21 protein-coding genes and 1 pseudogene are annotated in these 20,916 nt (G+C 35.6%); 15 read left to right on the forward strand and 7 right to left on the reverse strand.

The genetic code is table 11. From position 1 onward, the window contains the following. Positions 1 to 3: 3 nt before the first annotated feature. Entirely contained in the window at positions 4 to 546 is a 543-nt protein-coding gene (locus tag BKP56_RS04560; RefSeq protein WP_072693938.1) for a guanylate kinase, read from the forward strand. A 233-nt stretch (positions 547 to 779) separates the two neighbouring features. Here BKP56_RS04560 and BKP56_RS04570 read toward each other — a convergent pair whose 3' ends face one another. Next, entirely contained in the window at positions 780 to 1,814 is a 1,035-nt protein-coding gene (locus BKP56_RS04570) for a GMP reductase (RefSeq protein ID WP_072693941.1), read from the reverse strand. Positions 1,815 to 2,086: 272 nt separating this feature from the next. Between BKP56_RS04570 and BKP56_RS04575 the strand changes: the two genes are divergently transcribed. Next, positions 2,087 to 2,782: a phosphatase PAP2 family protein gene (locus BKP56_RS04575; RefSeq protein ID WP_083540467.1), complete on the forward strand. Its 696-nt coding sequence runs from the start codon at positions 2,087 to 2,089 to the stop codon at positions 2,780 to 2,782. A 161-nt stretch (positions 2,783 to 2,943) separates the two neighbouring features. Here BKP56_RS04575 and BKP56_RS04580 read toward each other — a convergent pair whose 3' ends face one another. Beyond that, positions 2,944 to 4,080, reverse strand: a complete 1,137-nt coding sequence (locus tag BKP56_RS04580; protein ID WP_072693943.1) for an NAD(P)/FAD-dependent oxidoreductase — start codon at positions 4,078 to 4,080, stop codon at positions 2,944 to 2,946. 571 nt (positions 4,081 to 4,651) lie between these two features. Here BKP56_RS04580 and trpX point away from each other — a divergent pair. The 5 genes from trpX to BKP56_RS04605 all read left to right on the forward strand — a co-directional run bounded on the left by trpX (position 4,652) and on the right by BKP56_RS04605 (position 10,007). Next, on the forward strand, positions 4,652 to 5,695 hold the full coding sequence (trpX, locus tag BKP56_RS04585) for a tryptophan ABC transporter substrate-binding protein (protein ID WP_072693945.1): 1,044 nt from the start codon (positions 4,652 to 4,654) through the stop codon (positions 5,693 to 5,695). 2 nt (positions 5,696 to 5,697) lie between these two features. Continuing rightward, positions 5,698 to 6,579, forward strand: a complete 882-nt coding sequence (locus BKP56_RS04590) for an ABC transporter permease (protein WP_072693947.1) — start codon at positions 5,698 to 5,700, stop codon at positions 6,577 to 6,579. Continuing rightward, positions 6,576 to 7,358, forward strand: a complete 783-nt coding sequence (locus BKP56_RS04595; protein WP_072693949.1) for an ABC transporter ATP-binding protein — start codon at positions 6,576 to 6,578, stop codon at positions 7,356 to 7,358. The genes BKP56_RS04590 and BKP56_RS04595 overlap by 4 nt, the downstream gene beginning before the upstream one ends. Before the next feature lie 74 nt (positions 7,359 to 7,432). Beyond that, positions 7,433 to 8,608 (forward strand): tryptophan synthase subunit beta, encoded by a 1,176-nt coding sequence (trpB, locus tag BKP56_RS04600; protein WP_072693950.1) that lies wholly within the window; start codon positions 7,433 to 7,435, stop codon positions 8,606 to 8,608. Positions 8,609 to 8,765: 157 nt separating this feature from the next. Beyond that, positions 8,766 to 10,007 (forward strand): metal-dependent hydrolase family protein, encoded by a 1,242-nt coding sequence (locus BKP56_RS04605; RefSeq protein WP_072693952.1) that lies wholly within the window; start codon positions 8,766 to 8,768, stop codon positions 10,005 to 10,007. Between the two features lie 391 nt (positions 10,008 to 10,398). Here the strand turns inward: BKP56_RS04605 and BKP56_RS04610 are convergent, their stop codons facing one another. After that, complete coding sequence (locus BKP56_RS04610; protein ID WP_072693954.1) at positions 10,399 to 11,253, reverse strand: helix-turn-helix domain-containing protein; 855 nt, start codon at positions 11,251 to 11,253, stop codon at positions 10,399 to 10,401. Between the two features lie 199 nt (positions 11,254 to 11,452). On the opposite strand from BKP56_RS04610, the gene BKP56_RS04620 reads away from it, so the two are divergent. The 5 genes from BKP56_RS04620 to BKP56_RS04640 all read left to right on the forward strand — a co-directional run bounded on the left by BKP56_RS04620 (position 11,453) and on the right by BKP56_RS04640 (position 15,454). Next, positions 11,453 to 12,643, forward strand: coding sequence for an IS256 family transposase (locus BKP56_RS04620; protein WP_072693956.1), 1,191 nt, complete (start codon positions 11,453 to 11,455; stop codon positions 12,641 to 12,643). Between the two features lie 175 nt (positions 12,644 to 12,818). Then, the gene (locus BKP56_RS04625) at positions 12,819 to 13,643 is read left to right on the forward strand and encodes a YcaO-like family protein (RefSeq protein WP_232226956.1); all 825 of its coding nucleotides are present in this window, start codon (positions 12,819 to 12,821) and stop codon (positions 13,641 to 13,643) included. A 14-nt stretch (positions 13,644 to 13,657) separates the two neighbouring features. Then, positions 13,658 to 14,416, forward strand: coding sequence for a hypothetical protein (locus tag BKP56_RS04630; protein ID WP_072693960.1), 759 nt, complete (start codon positions 13,658 to 13,660; stop codon positions 14,414 to 14,416). A gap of 13 nt (positions 14,417 to 14,429) precedes the next feature. Continuing rightward, on the forward strand, positions 14,430 to 15,152 hold the full coding sequence (locus BKP56_RS04635) for an ATP-binding cassette domain-containing protein (protein WP_072693962.1): 723 nt from the start codon (positions 14,430 to 14,432) through the stop codon (positions 15,150 to 15,152). A gap of 17 nt (positions 15,153 to 15,169) precedes the next feature. Beyond that, positions 15,170 to 15,454, forward strand: coding sequence for a hypothetical protein (locus BKP56_RS04640; protein ID WP_072693964.1), 285 nt, complete (start codon positions 15,170 to 15,172; stop codon positions 15,452 to 15,454). 140 nt (positions 15,455 to 15,594) lie between these two features. Here the strand turns inward: BKP56_RS04640 and BKP56_RS04645 are convergent. The 3 genes and pseudogenes from BKP56_RS04645 to BKP56_RS04655 form a co-directional block, all read right to left on the reverse strand. Further along, a pseudogene (locus BKP56_RS04645) lies at positions 15,595 to 15,963 on the reverse strand (IS30 family transposase); the annotation flags it as partial. A 258-nt stretch (positions 15,964 to 16,221) separates the two neighbouring features. Beyond that, on the reverse strand, positions 16,222 to 16,494 hold the full coding sequence (locus tag BKP56_RS04650; protein WP_072693966.1) for an ATP-binding cassette domain-containing protein: 273 nt from the start codon (positions 16,492 to 16,494) through the stop codon (positions 16,222 to 16,224). A gap of 705 nt (positions 16,495 to 17,199) precedes the next feature. Further along, entirely contained in the window at positions 17,200 to 17,715 is a 516-nt protein-coding gene (locus BKP56_RS04655) for a type 1 glutamine amidotransferase domain-containing protein (protein WP_072693968.1), read from the reverse strand. 174 nt (positions 17,716 to 17,889) lie between these two features. Here BKP56_RS04655 and mgsA point away from each other — a divergent pair, with 174 nt between their 5' ends. Beyond that, positions 17,890 to 18,312 (forward strand): methylglyoxal synthase, encoded by a 423-nt coding sequence (gene mgsA / locus BKP56_RS04660; RefSeq protein ID WP_072693970.1) that lies wholly within the window; start codon positions 17,890 to 17,892, stop codon positions 18,310 to 18,312. Positions 18,313 to 18,355: 43 nt separating this feature from the next. Continuing rightward, on the forward strand, positions 18,356 to 18,568 hold the full coding sequence (locus tag BKP56_RS04665) for a hypothetical protein (RefSeq protein WP_072693972.1): 213 nt from the start codon (positions 18,356 to 18,358) through the stop codon (positions 18,566 to 18,568). A gap of 168 nt (positions 18,569 to 18,736) precedes the next feature. Here the strand turns inward: BKP56_RS04665 and BKP56_RS04670 are convergent, their stop codons facing one another. Beyond that, positions 18,737 to 18,958, reverse strand: coding sequence for a DUF378 domain-containing protein (locus tag BKP56_RS04670; RefSeq protein WP_072693973.1), 222 nt, complete (start codon positions 18,956 to 18,958; stop codon positions 18,737 to 18,739). Positions 18,959 to 19,229: 271 nt separating this feature from the next. Between BKP56_RS04670 and BKP56_RS04675 the strand changes: the two genes are divergently transcribed. Then, positions 19,230 to 20,897 (forward strand): formate--tetrahydrofolate ligase, encoded by a 1,668-nt coding sequence (locus BKP56_RS04675; protein WP_072693975.1) that lies wholly within the window; start codon positions 19,230 to 19,232, stop codon positions 20,895 to 20,897. Positions 20,898 to 20,916 lie beyond the last annotated feature (19 nt).

Raw genomic sequence — 20,916 nt, forward strand, 5'->3', positions numbered from 1 at the left:
TTTATGAGAAATAAATGCATTATTGTTATGGTTGGTCCTAGTGGTAGTGGTAAAACAACAGTAGGAGATGAACTCACGCGTAGAGGGATCCCTAAACTCGTGACAACTACAACAAGGGAGCCGCGAGTAGGGGAACACGATGGCATAGATTATCATTTCAGGAAAATGGAGGACATGAATCCTGAAGATTTTATTGAGCAGACACTTTACAATCATAAAGTGTATGGTTTAACAAAATCTGAGGTTAGCAAGGCTTTAAGTACACATGATGTTGTTCATGTCTCTTTGGATCGCAATGGAGCTGAAGCTATGAAAGCTTTCTTTCCCAATGAAACTTTCGTGGTTTTTATTCATATTTCCAAAGAAACTATGATTGAACGAATGCGTAAACGTGGAGATAGTGAAGAAAAAATTGCCGAAAGAATTAGCCATAGTCATGAAAATAATGAATTAATTCCGCCAAAAGAAACAGATCTTATAATTGAGAATATAGATGTCGAGCTGACAGTTCAGAAAATTTTATCTCACTTAAAACTTTCAGTCTAGGAGTGGATCAGTATGCCGCAACCTGAATTTGATCCTAAAACGTTAGTATGGTATCCGTTATTCTCTTTTATACTATTTCTGTTTTTTTACATAGTCTTTGATGTACCTTCATGGATTTTTTTTGTAGTACTTTTTGCTGTTTTTTTACATTTTATTGTATTTATTATTATAGAAATTAATAGGAAAGAATAAAAAAACACCAATCAGATTATAACCTGATTGGTGTTTGATTTTTAAGGCTGGAAATTAGAAGATGTAGCAAAACTATCTGGAACATCAATTCCACTAGCGTTGTAATTTTCACCGTTCATGATAGAATTTTTAACAATGACATAGTCTACTTTACGTAGTGCTTCAATATCATTTCCGCCTGCGTATGAGATTGAAGACTGTAAATCCTGTTTCATTTCAAGTAAGGTATCTGAAATGTCACCTTTATAAGGTGTCAGCATTTTCTTGCCTTCAACATTTCTTCTTTCACCTTTTTGGTGCGCTGAAGCACTACCAAAATATTCTTTATAAGGACGGCCGTTTACTTCGACCATTTTACCTGGAGATTGATCATGACCGGCAAATAATGAACCAATCATTACCATTGTAGCACCGAAGCGTATAGATTTAGCTATATCTCCGTGGGTACGGACACCTCCATCAGCAATGATAGGTTTACGTGCAGCTTTAGAACAGTAAGAAACTGCAGCTAATTGCCATCCGCCAGTACCGAATCCGGTTTTTAATTTAGTTGTACAAACTTTTCCTGGTCCAATACCGACTTTAGTAGCGTCAGCTCCAGCGTTTTCTAACTCACGAACTGCTTCTGGAGTTCCTACGTTTCCGGCAATTAGGAAGGTTTCAGGTAGATATTTCTTAACATGAGTGATCATATCGATGACCATTTGAGAATGTCCATGTGCAACATCAATTGTTGCGTATTCAGGAACTAGATTTTTATCTGCTAGTTCTTTAACGAAATCATACTCTTCTTTTTTTACTCCTAAACTAATAGAAGCATAAAGTTCTTTTGCATGCATATCTTTTATAAAATCAGCACGTGCAGCTTCATCAAAGCGATGCATGACATAAAAGTAACCATGTGATGCTAACCAAGCCGACAACTCTTCATCAACTACTGTCTGCATATTAGCTGGAACAATGGGCATCATGAACCGGCGTCCACCTAGTTCTACAGTCGTATCACATTCTGAACGACTTGAAACAACAGCTTTAGTAGGGATCAATTGAATATCTTCGTAATCAAAAACTTTCATTTAGCAACAAACTCCTCTATAGTTGTGATCATACTTTTCCAATATAGAACGTTATTCGTAAAATGAATTTACTTTTCGAAAAACTTTCTATTAATGAAGTAATATCATGAGGGGAGTGTTTCAGATTCCCTTGACTACTTTACCTAATGCAGAGAAAGAAGTCAAAGAAGTTTAAAAAAAAAGAAGGTATTACTTGAAAAATATTTCAAAAAATTAGACAATAGAGAGTACAAATGTTTTGAAAAATAGGTAAAAATCAGTGGAGGAACAATATGTTAGAGTTAATAAATAAATATAGGAAAAGTTTCTGGAAGCCAAAGACCATGTTTTATCTTGGAATGATCACAATTATTCCCTTCTTGATCTTAGCTGTCGCAAGTTATTTTGAGTGGGGACTATTAGGGATGTTTGATGATTGGATTGGCAGAGAAGTTCATGATGAAAGAGAATCATTACTGACTGTCTTATTCACCCTAATTACCAGAGTTGGTGACGGTTGGTTTGTAGCTATGTTTACTTTAATTGTAAGTACAGTCATTCTTTTTAAATTTAAAAATAAATGGCTATCGATATGGTATTTCTTGACCGTTGCTTTAGGTGCGGGGGTTTTGAATCAGCTGTTAAAAGCTGTTTTTAGACGAGAACGTCCAAGTGAGGTAGAGCACTTGATTAGCCAAGGAGGGTATTCATTTCCAAGTGGCCATGCAATGGGATCAATGATCGTATACGGAGCAGTGATTTTTTTATTTATTCGACTAGCTAGAAAAAAAATAACGTATTTGGCTGCTACAGCGGTATTTGGTGCTCTGATTGTGCTGATTGGTGTCAGTCGAGTATATCTAGGTGTACATTACCCTTCGGATATCGTTGGAGGGTATTCTGTAGGACTAATGTGGTTGGCGTTTAGCATTGGAATGTACGGGCTCTCTCTAACGAAAAGACCGGAAATGGAAAGACTAGAAGAATGATGAATAAAACAAAAAACCTTCTATCTCATGTGATAGAAGGTTTTTTGTTTATTCCTATAATAACAGCAATAGCACCTAAATCAGCTGTATTCCGTTTAACCTTTTTATATTTACTCATCAATCTCAGTAGGGCAAATATCATTGCCGCAATTGAAAGACTGTCATTTTTTAGATTGTATATAGTTTCTGATCGGGTAATCCTCCAGCGGTAAAGAAGTTGGTTTGTCTAATATTAGTTGTGCTAATACTTTTCCTACTAATGGTCCGGCAGTTAGCCCGGTAGAACCTAAACCACTAGCTGCATAAACATTGGATAATTCAGGCACAGGACCGAAAAAAGGAGCAAAATCCGAAGTATAAGCCCTTGTTCCAGAACGATAATTTACAACAGAAGCTTGTTTAAAATGATCTGAGAATCCAGTTACAGCATCATGAAGCATGTGAGTCAACTGGACTTTATCGATTTCTAGATCAAAGCCTTTGTCATTTTCGTGTGTAGCACCAATAATGACTCTTCCATTTTCAAACGGAATAATATCTGTTTCTCCTTCAGGCATAATGACCGGCCAGTTAGTCGTTATTGTATTTTTTAACTCAATTTCTAAGAGTTGTCCTTTTTGAGGACGGATGTCTACTTTATATTCAAGTGGTTCGAGTAAATTTGGTAACCATGCTGCTACGGCTAAAATAACCTTATCATATTGGGTATTTTGATGAATAGTGTTAAGGATTGGATGATGTCCTTTTACAGTTAATGTTTCAACGTGTTCCTTTTTGAAATGAGCACCTTGGGTTATTGCTTTTTGGATGAGTAAGTCTACCAGATATTTTCCGTCTACTCTAGCACCTCCAGCAGCCCAAAGTGCAGATTCATTTCCTGTATATAAGGGGATTTTTTTCTTTATTTCTTCCGGAGATAAAATCTTCAACTCACCGATCTCTGGAGCAGATTCTCTTCTCTTTAGTCCAATTTTCAATAAATCTTTCAGATGTTCAGGATTATTTTTAAACAGAAGAGTTCCGACTTGGTTATAGACAGTTTTAGGAATAGCTACACCATTCATAACTTCAGATAGAAATTCCGGATAAAAAGCGGCACCTTCTTTTACCATACGATACCATTTTTTATTTCGGCGTTTTGATAGCCAAGGACTAATGATGCCAGCAGCAGCGGAGGTACCTTGTCCGACTCCTTCATCATATAGAGTGACTTCAAGTGTTGGTTCTTTACTTAAGAGATAAGCTGCTGAGGCACCAACAACTCCGCCTCCGACAATAGCGATTTTCTTTTTTTCCATATATAACACCTTTCTATTCTCTCCATTAATAGTTTACCATGATTTAACTGCAAGAATGCAGAAGGAATTGATTTTATCTATATAAATGAAGATGTAAAAAGAGTTTATATCTAATTTGTTGACAAGTTGAATTTTACACTGTAATATAAAAATCACATTAGAGATTACAAAAGGAGAAAAACTCATGAACTTCGATTCTAAGCAAACAGTACAATTGAATATGAATTGGCAAAGCTGGCGTAGATCGTTGTAGATATGAGACAACTCATAGGTACAACGTTTAGAAAACATTCTAAATTTTGTATCTATGCGGGCTTATTTCTCAAGAAATTTTAGATAAATAACCACATGGATATCACTATATCTATGTGGTTTTTGCATATTTTAAAGGCAATTTCCACTACTCAAAATAAGTGTGGAGACTGCCTTTTTTATTTTATCTAAAATAAAAAAGGCTCAAATGAAAATATCATATGTAAAGTATTAAGGGGCTGATACAGATGAACTCTGACTGGAACTGGAAATCAATGTATAGAAAATATAAAAATTAACTGGAGAGGAAATATAACTGATGAAAAGAAAAGGTATGCTCGTAACATTTGGATTGATATTTGCTGTACTAATAATAGGGTTCTTTTTTCCGGATGAACAAAGTAATAATCAACAAGTGACAAACGGCGGAAGCGAAGATCCAAGTGCTTCAGAAAGAACTTTAAAAGTTGGGTTGCTGCAAACAACGAGTCATCCATCTTTAGATGAAATTCGTCAAGGAACGATTCAAGGCTTGGCTGACAATGGTTATGTGGATGCTGAAAATATAGAAATTAATTTTCAAAATGCACAAGGAGATCAGAATTTAATGAACACGATGGCAAGTTCTATGGTCAATGAAGGGGCAGATATTCTAATTGGGATTGGAACACCTGCGAGCCAGGCGTTGAAGAATGCCTCTAGTGAAATCCCCGTAATCATGGCTGCTGTTTCAGATCCAGTTAGTTCAGGACTAGTTGAATCAGAAGAGAATCCTGGTGCTAATGTAACAGGTGTAAAAAATCAGGCACCAGTCGAAGATCAAATACAATTGCTGACAAGTATTCTTCCTGATGTAGAAACTGTCGGACTTCTATATAGTTCCGGAGAAGACAATGCAAGAGCAGAAGCAGAAAGAGCAGAAGCCGCTATTGAACAAGCTGGTTTGACTCCAGAAACGTATACTGTTTCTAGTACAAATGAGATTCAGCAAATGGTCGCTAGTATGGCTAAAGAGGTAGATGTCATATACTTACCGACAGATAACACGATAGCTAGTGCATTTAACACAGTGGTCAGCGAAGCAGACCGTTATAATATGCCTCTAATACCTACAGTGGATATCATGATTGCTCAAGGTGGACTTGCAACAGTTGGGATCAGCCAAGTTCAGCTGGGCGTCGAATCCGGTAGAATGGCAGCGGAAGTACTTGATGGTAAAGATCCAGCAGAATTTCCAGTATATATCGTAGAAGGTGGAGATCAGTTGATCAATGTTCAAAAAGCAGAATCAATTGGAGTCACTATACCTGAAGAAATTTTAGAGAACAGCAAGATCATTGAACCAGAAGCAGGAGGACAATAAATATGATTATTTCAGCGATCGCACAAGGGTTTTTATGGGCAGTACTCGGAATAGGATTATACCTAACGTACCGCATATTGAAATTTCCAGATTTAACAACTGAAGGATCCTTTCCGTTAGGTGCAGCAGTAGCCGTAACAGCCATTGTTTCAGATGTACCACCGATTCTAGCTATCTTCTTAGCGATTCTTGCCGGAATGGGTGCAGGGTTAGTGACAGGACTCCTTTACACAAAAGGAAAAGTTCCGGTTATATTAGCGGGAATACTCGTAATGTCAGGACTCCATTCTGTTATGTTATTCATTATGAAACGACCAAATATTAATTTACTCAATCAAGAAACACTTTTTGATCTATTTAAAGGACTGCCTAATTATTATGATGTGGTATTTATCGGAATTATCGTGCTGATTATATTAATCAGCGTGGTTTTAGCCTTCTTCTATACAAATTTGGGACAAGCCTTTATTGCGACTGGAGATAATGAAGATATGGCGCGCTCATTAGGCATCCGTACAGATAACATGAAAATACTGGGGCTCGTCATTTCAAATGGTGTGATTGCATTGGCTGGAGCATTGGTAGCGCAAAACAATGGCTATGCTGATGTAAATGGGGGTACAGGAGTTATTGTTATCGGATTAGCTTCCCTCATTATCGGTGAAGTCATGTTTAAAGATTTAAAACTAGGTGAGCGATTATGTACGATCGTCATCGGAAGTGTGTTGTATCAAATCTTATTGTTAGGTGTAATCGAATTAGGATTCGACACTACGTATATCCGAATCTTTAGTTCTGTGATTTTAGCGATCTGTTTGATGATTCCGCAAATCAGAAAAAGTTTGAATTTGGGAACAATAATCGGGAGAGGAGAAAAAGAATGAGTGCATTATTACAAGTTATGGGTCTTACAAAAATCATCACAAACCAGGCAGATGAAGATAATCATATTTTAGATGGTGTAAATTTCACATTAAATCAAGGAGAATTTGTCACTGTGCTGGGTGGAAATGGTGCTGGGAAATCGACGTTGTTCAACAGTATAACAGGATCGACCGAAATAACGAGTGGAACTGTTATGTTGAAGGACAATGATATTACGAAATGGAAAGAAGAAAAAAGATCTAATTTAATTTCAAGGGTCTTCCAAGATCCAAAAATGGGGACAGCACCGAGAATGACTGTAGCGGAAAATCTGTTATTAGCAAAGCTAAGAGGAGAAAAAAAGACGCTCCGATCTAGAAACCTCAAAAAAAATAAAGAGCAGTTTATTGAAATGTGCAGCTCTATAGGCAATGGGCTGGAAAAGCAGATCGATGCACCGGCAGGAAATTTGTCCGGCGGGCAAAGACAATCTTTAAGTTTGCTGATGGCTACGATGACACAACCTTCCTTGCTGCTTTTAGATGAACACACTGCAGCACTTGATCCTAAGACATCGAAGAAGTTGATGCAGCTGACAAATGAAATTATTCAAGAGAAAAAAATGACTTGTATGATGATTACACATCAAATGGAAGATGCGCTAGTTTATGGAAATCGACTAATTGTAATGAAAGACGGGAAAATCACGTTGGACTTGAACCAAAAAGAAAAGGAAAAGATGACGCTAAAAGATTTATTGAAATTATTTGAAGAAGAAAAACTCACCCCAACTATTTAATATAAAGGGTTAAGCTGTAAAAATTATTGAGAGTGAGAACGATCTAAAATAACAAAAAAAGGGTGTTTTATTTGATGAATACAAATCAAGAAGGCTATTTTGGAACCTTTGGAGGCAGTTTTGTACCGCCTAAATTGAAGGAAGTATTAGACAATCTGGCTAACGAATTCGAACGATATAAAGAAGATCCAGAATTTAACCAAGAATTCAAAGAAACGCTAAAAGAGTATGTAGGTAGAGAAAATCCGCTAACCTATGCTTCTAGGTTGACTAAATCCTTGAACGGTCCAAAAATCTATTTAAAGCGAGAAGATTTGAACCATACAGGAGCGCATAAGATCAATAATGTAGTCGGACAAATTTTGTTAGCAAAACGAATGGGTGCACACAGAATTATTGCTGAAACTGGAGCTGGCCAGCATGGTGTTGCTACAGCTACTGCATGTGCGATGTTTGGAATGGATTGTACGATTTATATGGGGAAACTGGACACAGAAAGACAAGCGTTAAATGTTTTTCGTATGGAATTACTAGGAGCAAAGGTTATTCCTGTAGAAAAAGGACAAGGAAGATTAAAAGATGCCGTTGATGTTGCACTGGCAGATCTAGTAGAAAACTATGAGTCGACATTTTATTTACTGGGTTCTGCTGTTGGTCCACATCCATTTCCTTCAATGGTCAAGCATTTTCAGTCTATCATTAGTGAAGAATCCAAGAAACAAATAGTGGAACAAGAAGGAAAACTTCCTGCAGCAGTTATAGCAGTTGTAGGAGGAGGCAGCAATGCAATTGGTTCGTTTGCTCATTATATTGAGGAACCGGCTGTTCGTTTAATTGGAGCAGAGCCAGAAGAAGCTGCGACAATGGCCAAAGGGAAACCAGCAGAATTGCATGGTTTCAAAACGCTGGTCCTTCAAGATGAAAACGGGGCACCAGCACCTACCTATTCTATTGCAGCAGGATTAGATTATCCCGGTGTCGGTCCGGAACACAGTTATTTGAAAGAAACAGGACGAGCTGAATATTATACAGTTTCAAAAGAAGAAGTATTAGAAGCGTTCCAACTATTATCAGCAAAAGAAGGCATTATTCCAGCTCTTGAAAGTGCACATGCAGTAGCCTTAGCTAAGAAACTCGCACCTCAGTTTAGTAATGAAGATGCCATTATTTTAACGATTTCCGGTCGTGGAGATAAAGACGTGGCTCAGGTGCATGACTTATTGAAAGATAGGAAAGAAAAACAAGGTTAATTTAAGAACGGTTCTTTTCATTTATTTTGCTTAAAATAGCTTCTTCTTTAAAAAAGTTTAAAATGATAATTCTTTCATCAATTTTTCATCTTTTCATAGTAATTACAAAATGATTGAGTTAAAATGGAAGCAATTCGATGATTTGGAGGAAAAATGTATGACGAAAATCATGATAAAAAGAGGACAGGTAATCGACGGAAATGGGGGAGTTCCTTTACAAAATGGAGTCGTTGTAATCGAAAATGACCTGATTGTATTTGTCGGGAATGAAGGAGACTATACCGACGAAGTGGAAGAAATTATTGATGTAGAAGGGGCGACGATTGTTCCAGGATTTATTGACACTCACGTGCATATGATGATGGAATATTCTTCGGTTCAAAATCGATTAGAAACACCATTTTCTTACAAATTTTATCAAGCAATTGAATACATGAAAAAAACTTTAGATGCTGGGATTACTTCTGTCCGTGATGCTTTAGGTACCGATTTAGGGGTTAAGAAAGCTGTTGAAGATGGAATTGTCAAAGGACCGCGAATGCAACTCAGTATTAATGCCTTAACAATTACAGGTGGCCATGGAGACGGATATACAACTTCTGGACAAACAGTCGAACTGCTTCAAGCTGATTACCCTGGTATGCCCGATGGGAAAGCAGATGGCATTGAAGAAGTTAGAAAGAGAACGAGAGAAATGTTAAGAGCGGGAGCAGAAGTCATCAAAGTTCATGCAACAGGTGGCGTTTTGAGCGCAACTGATCACCCGGAATTCACTCAGTTTTCATTAGAAGAGTTGAAAGTCATCGTAGAAGAAGCAAAATTCCGAAAAGATGTTAAAGTCATGGCACATGCACAAGGTGCAGAAGGGATTAAACAAGCAGTCAAAGCAGGCATCCACTCTATTGAGCATGGGATCTTCTTAGACGATGAAGCAATTGAGTTAATGAAAGAGCATGGTACTTACTTAGTACCGACACTACTCGCACCAGTTGCAGTGTTGGAGTTGGCTAAAGAGACAGGCATGCCAGACTCGGCTGTTCAAAAATCAAAAGAGGTTATTGAAATTCATAAAGCGAGCTTCACAAAAGCATATAAAGCAGGTGTGAAAATTGCTATGGGAACTGATGCAGGCGTTATGCCGCATGGAACGAATTTAAGAGAACTCGCGTTGATGACAGAAGCCGGAATGACACCAATGGAATCCATTGTTGCCACAACTAAAACAGCAGCAGAATGTTTAGGCTGGGAAGATAAAGTCGGAACGTTAGAAGTGGGAAAACTGGCTGACATTGTAGTCGTTAAAGAAAATCCATTAAAAGACATTGCGAGCCTTGCGGATAATAATAATATTCAACTTGTTATCAAAGATGGAAAAATTGTGAAAAATACAATTTCTTAAACGATTATAAGGAAACAGCCGAAAGAATCGGCTGTTTTTTTCATTAAATCGTATAAAATGACAACTTATCACTAATCACTGTAGTCTATGTTAGTATGGGAATAAAGAATAGGAGGCAGAGCTAGCAATATAAATTTTTTATAAATTTTACGATCATCGTTATGATTTTTATAGCTGTTGTTTTCTTTTGGAAGTTGCTGTACGTAAATGGTGAATTAACTTTATTACTGGTTTATTATTTGCAGAGTGTTTTTTATCATTATTCTGGTGGAGATATATGTTAAAAGACAATGATAAGCAGTAAAAAAATATGGTCAAACCGAATAGTTTGTTGATCATCTTTTTCACATATAAAATGATACTCAGTTGTCTTGAACCACGTAACAGTTCTCTACAATCTTTTCAAAAAGTTTCTCAATTCTTTCTGGTAGTCTTGTGCAAGATTCATATCCATAACCTTCATAACTTCAATTGTCTGCTCAGCCTTTTTAGTGCCTTCCGTTCTTTTGCCCTCGCCAATAAGCAGTAATGCATCTATAAAAAGTTTCCGAGTTTTTTCAAAATAATAGTCAAATTTTAGATAAGGTTCTGTGGAAAGCAATAAATCATGCGCTTCTTTAATTTTTTGCTTTCTTAAAAGAACAATACAAGCATTTTGTATAATTCTAATTAAATCTCTTGTATTTTTATGGGAGACTTTATATTCATTCAACCTTTTATGTACTTCATTCATCAGTATGAGTAAGGAATCTTCTGTAAAAAAAGTAAGAGTATTTCCTAATAAACTAACTTCATAAGTAGTCCAAAAAGAACATTTCATAATGTAATCTACTAAGAAGTCAACATCGCTTTGAGAAATCGAAAAATCTTTATGAATATCTTGAATGATTGCTGCAATCATAATAGAGTTACATCTACGATAAATAATTCCAGTTTCTTCATATAAAAATTTTTCCTCTTGCATATACCGCTGAAGCTCTAAATAATCATTTTTCCCATATGCCGTAGAAATTTTATAAAATAAATCCTGATATTTTCTTGTATGAATATTGTTATAAAAGAGGAATTCGTCTGTAGTCATATTCAAGCGCTCAATTAATTGTATAAAATTATACATGCTAATGTCTGATTCATCTTTTTCAAATTTACTAAGGTAGGAGTAAGATATGATATCTTGAGACATTGTCTTCAATGTGTATCCTCTTTCTTTTCGAAGAATTCGAAAAGTACTTCCTAAATGATCCATTAACATACCTTCTTTGTTTAGAATTATATAATATGACAATTTTTGTTTAGTAATTAAAATCTATATTAATATTTTTATTAACAAATAACAAGAGGAGGATAAGAAGAGAGTGTAAAATATCTTGTGTAAATAGAAAAAAGGAAGTCCCTTCTGTAGAATAGAGTTACCACACTACATTCACAGAAAAGAGGACTTCCCTATGAACAATCTTACTACAGATATCTTACAGACTCTAGCCACAAAAGGTGATTTAAACGAATGTTTTCGTTCTCATCTAGAATTAGCCGTTAACACCCTCTTAAAAACAGAATTGACTGCCTTTTTGGATTATGAAAAATATGATCGGATCGGTTTCCATTCAGGAAACTCTCGTAATGGCACCTATGATCGTAAGGTCAAAATCGAATACGGCGAACTTCAGCTTCAGATTCCACGTGATCGGAATGGTGAATTTAAACAACAGACTTTCCCAGCCTATAAGCGAACCAATGAGACCTTGGAAGAAACGATTATCCATCTTTTTCGAAAGGGGATCACGATGTCCGAAATTGCCGATCTAATTGAGAAAATGTATGGTCATCATTATACGCCACAGACGATGTCCAATATGACGAAAGTCTTTTCTGAAGAAGTCGCTGCTTTTAAAAAGCGTTCACTAAATAAGCACTATGCCGCTATTTATCTGGACGCAACCTATATTCCTTTAAAACGTAAAACCGTCGATAAAGAAGCCATTCATATTGCCGTAGGCATCCGTCCAGACGGCGCTAAAGAAGTACTGGGTTATGCCATCGCACCGAATGAATCGACCATAACTTGGAAAGAGCTACTAGAAGACTTAGTAAGTCGAGGCGTTCAGTCCGCTCTCCTCTTTGTGACTGATGGGCTTAAAGGGATTAAAGATACCATTCATCAAGTATTTCCCAGTGCAGCGTATCAACACTGTTGTGTGCATGTTTCTCGCAATCTTGCCAGTAAAGTACGCGTAGCAGATCGAAGAGACATATGCGAAGACTTTAAAGCTGTTTACCAAGCGGACTCACGAGAAAAAGCAATCGAAGCTCGACTAGATTTCACAGAGAAGTGGCACACCCGCTACCCTAGAGTAACCAAATCTATTTTAGAGAACGATAGCTTACTGACCTTTTATGACTTTCCCGCTTCAATCCGAAGAAGCTTGTACTCCACTAATTTGATTGAGTCTTTTAACAAACAAATTAAAAAATACAGTCGGCGTAAAGAACAATTTCAAAATGAAGAATCTATGGATCGCTTTTTAGTCTCAAATTTTGATCTGTACAATCAGAAATTTTTAACTCGAAGCCACCGCGGTTTCCAACAAGCTGAAGCAGAACTTTGGGAAATGTTTGGAGAACTAGAAGAAAGATAAGTTTTTTACAGAAGGAACTTTTTATTTACACAAACTTCTTGACGCTCTCAGTAATGGTACCGGAAATTCTTGTTCTGATTCTAAATTAGGAACTATTTATGCAGGTTTAGGCGAACAAATTGAACGCCATAGTGTTTTCTATAATAAAGAAAAAACTATTAATAAAATTCCAGCCATATCTCTTACTAGTGAATCATTAACGTATATTGATCCAGCTAGAATATATTTAAATTTTGATTTGCCGGGCCTTAAAAATTATGAGAAATCATTTCAAGATTCTTGTGGTCTAGCTTCTTATACAGATTCAGAGAATACGTTGATAAATAGCGTAAAAGAATTCATAGAAAGACAATCATTTATTGCTACATGGTTGACTAAAAAAACGAATGTTCAATACAATATAAATGAAGTGAACAATCTTTTTCATGGTAAAAATGAGATGTTGGAAAATCATTTTTCTACATTTGAATGCTTTGATATTTCAATTTTTCCTGGTATATATGTTTTGTTTTTAATAGGTTATAGTGATCAAATCTATAGTGTAGGAATAGGAACTAGCACCTCTTTTAAAGAAGCGTACAGGAGCGCACTTAATGAATTTTATCAATGCTTTGATGCAGCAATTGCAAGTTATAATAATTTGAATAAAAAAGCAGTTGATATCTATAAAGATTACTATATGAATATTGGTGTTGATAACTTTAAAAAAGCATACGTTTTTTTAAAAAAGAGTCCTGTACAAAATATACCATTTAATGAGGTACAAAAGGATAATATAGATAATCTAATTAATATAATCAATTTTTTCGGGATAGAAGCGTATTTAATTTCCATACCTTCACAAGTAACAAATGCTAATATCAGAATTACAAAAGTATTTTCCTACGATGCATTTCCCCACATGAATACTGCAATACTAAAACCTGAAAATTATAAAATTAGTAAAATGCTAAATATAAAAGAGTTTCCAAATAAAGGTATTCCTATACCATTTCCATAGTATGAGGTGCATTAATGAAAATTATTTTTACTTATTTTAAAACATTTAATAAAGTGATCTTTTTTGAAAAGATACCTTTTTTGTATACGGCTATTTTACCAGTAGTTCTATTTATTTTTACTAATTATTCTTGGCTCACATTTCAGTCACCTTTAGAGAAAATTTTGAATGCATCACTACCATATGTCTCTTATATAGTTGTGGGCATTGCATTAAATGGAATTGCTTTGCAGATAGCTGATTTTAGAGAGAGAGGTTCGTTAAAGACCTATACAATGATTTCTGGTGGAAATAAAAGTTTAGTTATAACGGGCTTATCTCTAAGCGAGTTTTTCTTAGGATTGGTCTGCGCTATTCTGTTTAGCATCACTCTTTCGTTCTTTTCTTTATCAAACATATTTTATATTACTTTATCTGTAGTACTAACTTATATTATTTCGATCATACCTGTAACATTATTTCTGTTCTTTTTAGATGTTTTGCCTATTAGGAGCAGCACATTAGGAACAATAGCCAATTTATTCTTCTTCCTTGCAGTAACGATTTCTGCCATGCGAAGAGCTACCGATAGCATTGTGATAGAATTTTTATATGGATTATTGCCGACGGATTTTGTTACTCAAATTGGCGTAATCCTCAACAATCTTATTTTAGATAAACCTATCCCTTCAAGCTGGCTGCTTGCTGCTCTTGCTTTGCTTCTTCTTTATTCTGCCTTAGGTGGTCTGTTTTTGAAAAAGATTCGAGTCAGCGGTGTAAATAATCGCAATTAGAAAGGGAATGAGTATGAGAAAAATTACATTAAAAAATATTGCCTTTAAACACAAAAATATGGAAAACTTCTTATTTGAAAATCTTGATGTGACTTTTACAACAGAAAAACCAAATATATTGATTGGTTACAATGGTGCAGGAAAGACTACTTTATTTGATTTACTAACAGGATTAGACAATTTAAAATTGCAATCTGGAGAAATCCAAGATATACCAGATAAAAGACAAATTATTTACCAAACGCAATCTGCAAATTTATTTGGTGTCTTGACGGGAAGAGATGTTGAAACTTTTATTTTTGGGACCTCTACGGGATACCAGGCGATTGATTTTACGCAATTGAGCCTTCATCATAGAGAATTGTATGAAAGTCTACAAGACAAAAAGGTGGGTGTCATGTCTTTGGGTGAGAGAAGATGGCTGTTGATTTTTCTATTATCTCACTTAGATAAGGAACTCTTTTTACTTGATGAACCTACAAGTGGTGTAGATCCTATTTCTCGACAACAAATCATGCAAGACCTGAACAAATTAGTGAAAATGGAAGATAGAAAAAAAACCGTTATTATCTCTACACATATTTTAGAAGATATACAAAATTGGGATTGTATGATTCACTTGTTGAATAAAGGTAAAATTCTTAGTTTTGATAATTATACAGATTTTTTATCTGGGGCGGAAACGACTAACCCGAATATTGCATTTGAATATTACATTCAAAACTATTTTGTTTAGATAAGATTTTTAAAGATATGATTCAAACTAGTTTACTCCCCAAAGTTTTTAGTAGTTTAAAATTAAGAACAATTAATTTAGCAGTTAGAATTAGTTTTATCATAAAACCACAATTTCCTGATCTCCCTAACGTAACGGAAGAACAAGTTGAGCGATTACAAGCCCCGGCAACGAGTATAGGCTTATTATTAGCACTTTTATTAATAATAAATTTTGTTATTGCTTCTCCGGCTGTTGGAGCGGAAGGAATGATTGCTGCAATAATTACTTATACTAATGATATGTTTAATGACCAGGCATAATTAATTTAAAGAAGAGACAACGGAAAAATGAACCGCCCCCATATATTAGACCAAAAATCTAATGTATAGGGGGCGGTTTTTATGGCTAAATATAGCCAACAATTTAAATTGTTGGTTGTTTCTTTATTATATTTCAATTGTCAATATAAGCTAGACAAACGGATTCCATCAACGTAACTCAAAAATACTTCTAATGGCGCTTGATACTTCAATGATTTTCTAGTAACTCGATTGCGCTTGTCCGCTACTGCAGATACGAAATTCTGATCGATTTGATTAAAATCCATTTCTTTAGGCAAACCGTTTCTTCGCAGTAATCCATTAGACTGTTCATTCAAGGCTCTTTGAGAAGGTGTACCTGGATCTGCAAAATAAATGGCCACATCATGTTGATTACTGATTGCCTTCCAGTTTGAGAACTCTTTACGACAGTCGAATGTAATGGACTTGAACAAATATTTCGGAATAGAACTGAACCACTGATTCAGTGTTTCCTCGATATCAACTGCTAAAGTTGAGTATTGCAGGTGGTACAAAGTAGGTGCAATAATCAAAAGTGATTAATTCGGAAATGATCTAAAATCATCAAAGCACGTGCGATTCCAACGCGTTGTTTCTATCCATCGCTTAACTGAGACGGATACTGATTCTTTTGATCGGATAGTCCAACAAAATCTAAAACTTCTTCAAAGGATAGTGGCTGTTCATATGTGTGTAAATTTAAGGGTGATTCAATATTTCATTGAATAGTTTTATTGCTGAACAAGTTAAACTGTTGAAAAACTATACCGATTTTTTCTGATATTGGCGCAGTATTTTTTTGACAATCGATTCACTTCTTTTTCATTAACGAGGACATTTCTACTATCTGGTGTCTCTAAAGCTTTGATAAATCTTAAAAGTGTTGACTTTTCAACCTTGCTTTTTCCGATTACACCAAATAATTCATTATCCTGAATAGTCAAATTGACCAGATTGGTGGTGCGTATGGGCTCGTCAAGATCAGTAAGCTGCTTAGTGATTCTTTTAAATCGAATCATGATTAATTACGTTACCTATCTTTCAAAACTAGATATTATGGAACATTCAAACACAACTTATTATATAGAGATATAGGATATCTTTGCCACAATTAATTAGGAAAAGTAAGAAAAGTCTATTATTTGAGTAGAATACTTTTTGTATAAAAATAAGTGAATAAACTTTGGGTGGATAAGGTTTTGAAAGATAGAGGAAGAAGGTTATTGTAGTAAAAAAAGCCACCTACATATGTAGGTGGTTAAAAAGGAGATGATCTTGAAACTTGGAGGAGTAACAAAATCAAAAAATAAGTTGGTTGTTTGTGGGTATAAACATAGTATAGAGTCTAAATTTGAAGAAGATATGATGAAGAAATGAAAAAGTAGTAAATATTAGGATTATATATTCAAATAAAAAAATCGCCTTTCCACTGAGGAAAGACGATTTAGGGGATAAGACTTCTCTAGTCTTCTATGTCTCTATAACAAGCTTGTATACAATTCGATCAGGGGAGAAAGAAAGTTCAGCTTTTATAGAATAAATTTCTTTTCAAAAGAATCAAATAAAGTGGGGGGCCACTTTATATATTCAATATTAGGGGGAGAAAAGAAAAGTGTTTTTTAATTTTTACACTAAAACTATTCTACCAATAAAAGACTAGTTTATCCTTAGAAACTATTAAGCTTTTAGCATTAAAAAATAATAATTTACTCAGTTAGTCGTAATTATTGTAATGCATTAACCATAGCTTCATTAAAAGCAGGCAGATCATCTGGTGTACGACTTGAAATCAAACCTGAATCGTCGATGACTACTTCTTTATCATGGAAGTTAGCACCGGCATTTTTAAGGTCAATCGCTACTTGAGATACTGAAGTAATATCTTTTCCTTTTACAACTTCTGCGTTGATCAATAATTGTGGACCATGGCAAATTGAAAAGATAGGCTTTTTGTCATTTGCAAAGGAGCGAGTGAAATTTAAAAATCGTTCATCTTTTCTTAATTGATCGGGAGAAAATCCACCCGGAATCAGTAAAGCATCAAAATCTTCTGGTGAGACATCGTCAATGCTTTTGTCAATCGTTACGGAAGCTTTCCCCTTTTTACCTTCAACTGTTTCGCCAGCATTAAAACCGATAGTGACGACCTCGTGTCCTGCTTTTTCTAATTCTTCTTTAGGGGAAGTGAATTCTACATCTTCAAATAATTTAGTTATGACAGTTGCTATTTTTTTACTCATTTTTAAATTCCTCCTTGTTTTATCTATCCATAGTGTAGCGCGCGTCAAGGGCACGAGCAAATCTTATGCTTATAGATGTCATACCGTTTCTATATAATCAGTCCTGCCAGTTATGTTATTATAAAGAAAATACTATATCAGATAACAATTTTTAAAATACAGGAGTGAATCATATTGAAAATTGCTTTGATCGCCCACGATAAAAAGAAAGACGATATCATAAAACTGGCAACAGCGTATAAAACTATTTTAGAAAAACACGAACTATTTGCAACAGGTACAACAGGCAAACGAATCGCTGACGAAACGGGACTGAATGTTCATTGTTTTAAATCAGGGCCACTCGGGGGAGACCAGCAAATAGGAGCCTATATATCAGATAATAAGATGGATCTTGTTCTGTTTATAAGAGATCCGCTAACTGCTCAAGCTCATGAACCAGATATTTCTGCTTTGCTCAGATTGAGCGATGTGTATGAAATCCCATTAGCTACGAATGTTGGGACAGCAGAAGTTTTACTAAGAGGATTAGATGCTGGGTTCTATGAATGGCGAGATTTCTATCGCGGAAAAGACAGGGAAGAATTGCCTTTTTAATGAATATGAAAAAGATAGGGGAGCTTCCAAGGAAGGAAATAAGATGAGCTTATTAATTATAATTGGCGTGATTCTGGCAGTCTATGGAGGGATATCACTCAAATTTCCTAAAAAGCTGAATAAGAACCGCTCTGCGTCAGAAAATAAAGAAGGAAAATACTTAACGTGGTATTTAACTATATCAGTATTTGGTGGCGTAGTTGCATTAGTCGCAGGCATATTATTGATCATAGCGGGGATTATTTTGTATCAATAAACGGAATTGTGAGTTGTGATAGCATTTTTAATAATTTGGATAGTCTTGTAAAGACTAGAGTGTAGATGAGTGCAAATAAAAAAAGCGAGTTATTATAAAAAAATATAGTAACTCGACTTTTTATTTGTATTTATACAGATCCTGTTTTACTTCAAATCATTTGTAATGTTACCTGTCTTTCAGTCTGCTTCCACCTCTAGGGGTAAAAGAGAAGTACTTGAAGCACCATAAGGAACTTAGTCCAATAATGATATAAATGATGCGAGTGCCCCATTCTTCTGGGCTGCCTAATACGTATTCTACAACGTTGAATCCAATCAGCCCTATAAGTAGTAAATGTATGCCTCCTAATATCAGAATAGTTAAAGCGGCTCTATCTAAAATTTTCAAGGTATGTCCTCCTTTTGTACTAACTAATTTCATTTTACGAAATAAAAGAAAAAAAGTCGATTGATAAAATGCAGAAAAAATAAATAAGTTTTAAAAAATACTGAAAATATAGAGAATTATGAGTTTCTAAGAGAATTTATATTTTTAATTTCGTTCGATTATGAGTGTGGTATACTGTTTTTAGCTGTTTAAAATCTATATAAATCTTAATAAAGCGAACTATAAATGTTTATTCTAACATTTCATTCGCTTTATAACCGGAGGGGAATAGATGGAAACTGATATCGAAATTGCACAAGCTTCAACAATGATGCCGATTGAAAAAATTGCTGAGAAATTAGGGATCATGGAAAATAAGTTAGAACACTTTGGGAAATATAAAGCAAAAGTAATCACAACTGCAGAAGCAATCAAATCAAAAGAAAAAGGGAAACTAATCTTGGTTACAGCGATCAATCCAACTCCAGCAGGTGAAGGAAAGACAACTACTTCTGTCGGGCTAGGAGATGCCTTGCAAAAGATTGGAAAAAAAGCAGCGCTAGCATTAAGAGAACCCTCTTTAGGTCCCGTTTTTGGATTAAAAGGCGGAGCAGCTGGCGGTGGATATGCACAAGTTGTGCCGATGGAAGATCTGAACTTACATTTCACAGGAGATATTCATGCTATCGGGGCCGCGAATAATTTGGTAGCAGCGATGGTTGATAACCATATTTACCAAGGTAACTCACTAAGGATAGATCCTAGACGAGTTACTTGGAGAAGGGCAATCGATATGAATGATCGTCAATTACGCTCACTGATTAGCGGAATCGGAGCACATGCTAATGGGATGCCTAGAGAAGATGGATTTGATATTACCGTGGCATCAGAGATTATGGCTGTTCTTTGTTTATCCAATTCAATTGGTGAAATGAAGCAGAAGCTTCGCAACTGTATAGTAGGTTATACATTCGATAATGATCCTGTTTCAATTGGAGATCTTAAAGCTGAAGGTGCAGTAGCAGCACTTTTAAAAGATGCATTAAAACCGAATCTAGTTCAGACGTTAGAGCACACCCCGGTATTTATTCATGGCGGTCCCTTTGCCAATATTGCTCATGGATGTAACAGTTTATTAGCTACAAAAACAGCATTGGCACACGCAGACTACGTCGTAACAGAAGCAGGATTTGGTGCTGATCTGGGCGCTGAAAAGTTTTTGGATATCAAGTGTCGAATGGGTGGACTGGAGCCGAATGCTGTGGTAATTGTGACGACAGTTAGAGCGCTCAAAATGCATGGCGGTGCTGCAAAAAGTGATTTGAACGAAGAAAATATAGAAGCATTAGAAAAAGGAATACCTAATTTACTTAAACACGTTGAGAATATTCAAACTGTTTTTGGACAAAACGCAGTTGTTGCAATTAATACTTTTCCAAAAGATACAGAGCAGGAGCTGAAACTTCTTAAAGATACTTGTTTTAAGAAAAATATATTAGTTATCCAGTCTGATGTTTGGGCCAAAGGAAGTGAAGGAGGGATAGCACTAGCTGAAGAAGTTGTGAAAGTTTGTGACCAGCCTTCTCAATTGAGCTTTGCTTATGACTTGAATGATACGATTGAAGAAAAAATTGAAAAAATCGTTCAGAAGGTTTATGGAGGATCAGGTACTGAATGGACAAGTAAAGCTAGAAAAACCGCTGACAAACTGACAGCATTAGGCTACGGAAATCTTCCAGTGTGTATGGCTAAAACACAGTACTCTTTATCAGATCAGGCAACAAAAATTGGGCGGCCAAAAGACTTCGAGGTAAATATTAGAGAACTGTCAATTTCTGCAGGAGCAGGATTTATAGTGGTTTTAACAGGGAATATCATGCGTATGCCCGGATTGCCGGAAAAACCAGCTGCTGAACAAATAGATATTACCGAGGAAGGAAAAATAACGGGACTATTTTAGTAAAGAGAGGACATTTAAT

Source organism: Marinilactibacillus sp. 15R (assembly GCF_001895285.1).
Classification (GTDB): domain Bacteria; phylum Bacillota; class Bacilli; order Lactobacillales; family Carnobacteriaceae_A; genus Marinilactibacillus; species Marinilactibacillus piezotolerans.

Excerpts from the sequence above, each read along its gene's own strand:
- BKP56_RS04560 (WP_072693938.1), top strand. The coding sequence starts at position 4 with ATGAGAAATAAATGCATTATTGTTATGGTTGGTCCTAGTGGTAGTGGT.
- BKP56_RS04570 (WP_072693941.1), bottom strand. The coding sequence starts at position 1,814 with ATGAAAGTTTTTGATTACGAAGATATTCAATTGATCCCTACTAAAGCT.
- BKP56_RS04665 (WP_072693972.1), top strand. The coding sequence starts at position 18,356 with ATGAGCTTATTAATTATAATTGGCGTGATTCTGGCAGTCTATGGAGGG.
- BKP56_RS04675 (WP_072693975.1), top strand. The coding sequence starts at position 19,230 with ATGGAAACTGATATCGAAATTGCACAAGCTTCAACAATGATGCCGATT.
- trpB (WP_072693950.1), top strand. The coding sequence starts at position 7,433 with ATGAATACAAATCAAGAAGGCTATTTTGGAACCTTTGGAGGCAGTTTT.
- BKP56_RS04640 (WP_072693964.1), top strand. The coding sequence starts at position 15,170 with ATGATTCAAACTAGTTTACTCCCCAAAGTTTTTAGTAGTTTAAAATTA.
- BKP56_RS04630 (WP_072693960.1), top strand. The coding sequence starts at position 13,658 with ATGAAAATTATTTTTACTTATTTTAAAACATTTAATAAAGTGATCTTT.
- BKP56_RS04650 (WP_072693966.1), bottom strand. The coding sequence starts at position 16,494 with ATGATTCGATTTAAAAGAATCACTAAGCAGCTTACTGATCTTGACGAG.
- BKP56_RS04655 (WP_072693968.1), bottom strand. The coding sequence starts at position 17,715 with ATGAGTAAAAAAATAGCAACTGTCATAACTAAATTATTTGAAGATGTA.
- BKP56_RS04620 (WP_072693956.1), top strand. The coding sequence starts at position 11,453 with ATGAACAATCTTACTACAGATATCTTACAGACTCTAGCCACAAAAGGT.
- BKP56_RS04605 (WP_072693952.1), top strand. The coding sequence starts at position 8,766 with ATGACGAAAATCATGATAAAAAGAGGACAGGTAATCGACGGAAATGGG.
- BKP56_RS04610 (WP_072693954.1), bottom strand. The coding sequence starts at position 11,253 with ATGGATCATTTAGGAAGTACTTTTCGAATTCTTCGAAAAGAAAGAGGA.
- trpX (WP_072693945.1), top strand. The coding sequence starts at position 4,652 with ATGAAAAGAAAAGGTATGCTCGTAACATTTGGATTGATATTTGCTGTA.
- BKP56_RS04635 (WP_072693962.1), top strand. The coding sequence starts at position 14,430 with ATGAGAAAAATTACATTAAAAAATATTGCCTTTAAACACAAAAATATG.
- BKP56_RS04590 (WP_072693947.1), top strand. The coding sequence starts at position 5,698 with ATGATTATTTCAGCGATCGCACAAGGGTTTTTATGGGCAGTACTCGGA.
- BKP56_RS04580 (WP_072693943.1), bottom strand. The coding sequence starts at position 4,080 with ATGGAAAAAAAGAAAATCGCTATTGTCGGAGGCGGAGTTGTTGGTGCC.
- BKP56_RS04595 (WP_072693949.1), top strand. The coding sequence starts at position 6,576 with ATGAGTGCATTATTACAAGTTATGGGTCTTACAAAAATCATCACAAAC.
- BKP56_RS04575 (WP_083540467.1), top strand. The coding sequence starts at position 2,087 with ATGTTAGAGTTAATAAATAAATATAGGAAAAGTTTCTGGAAGCCAAAG.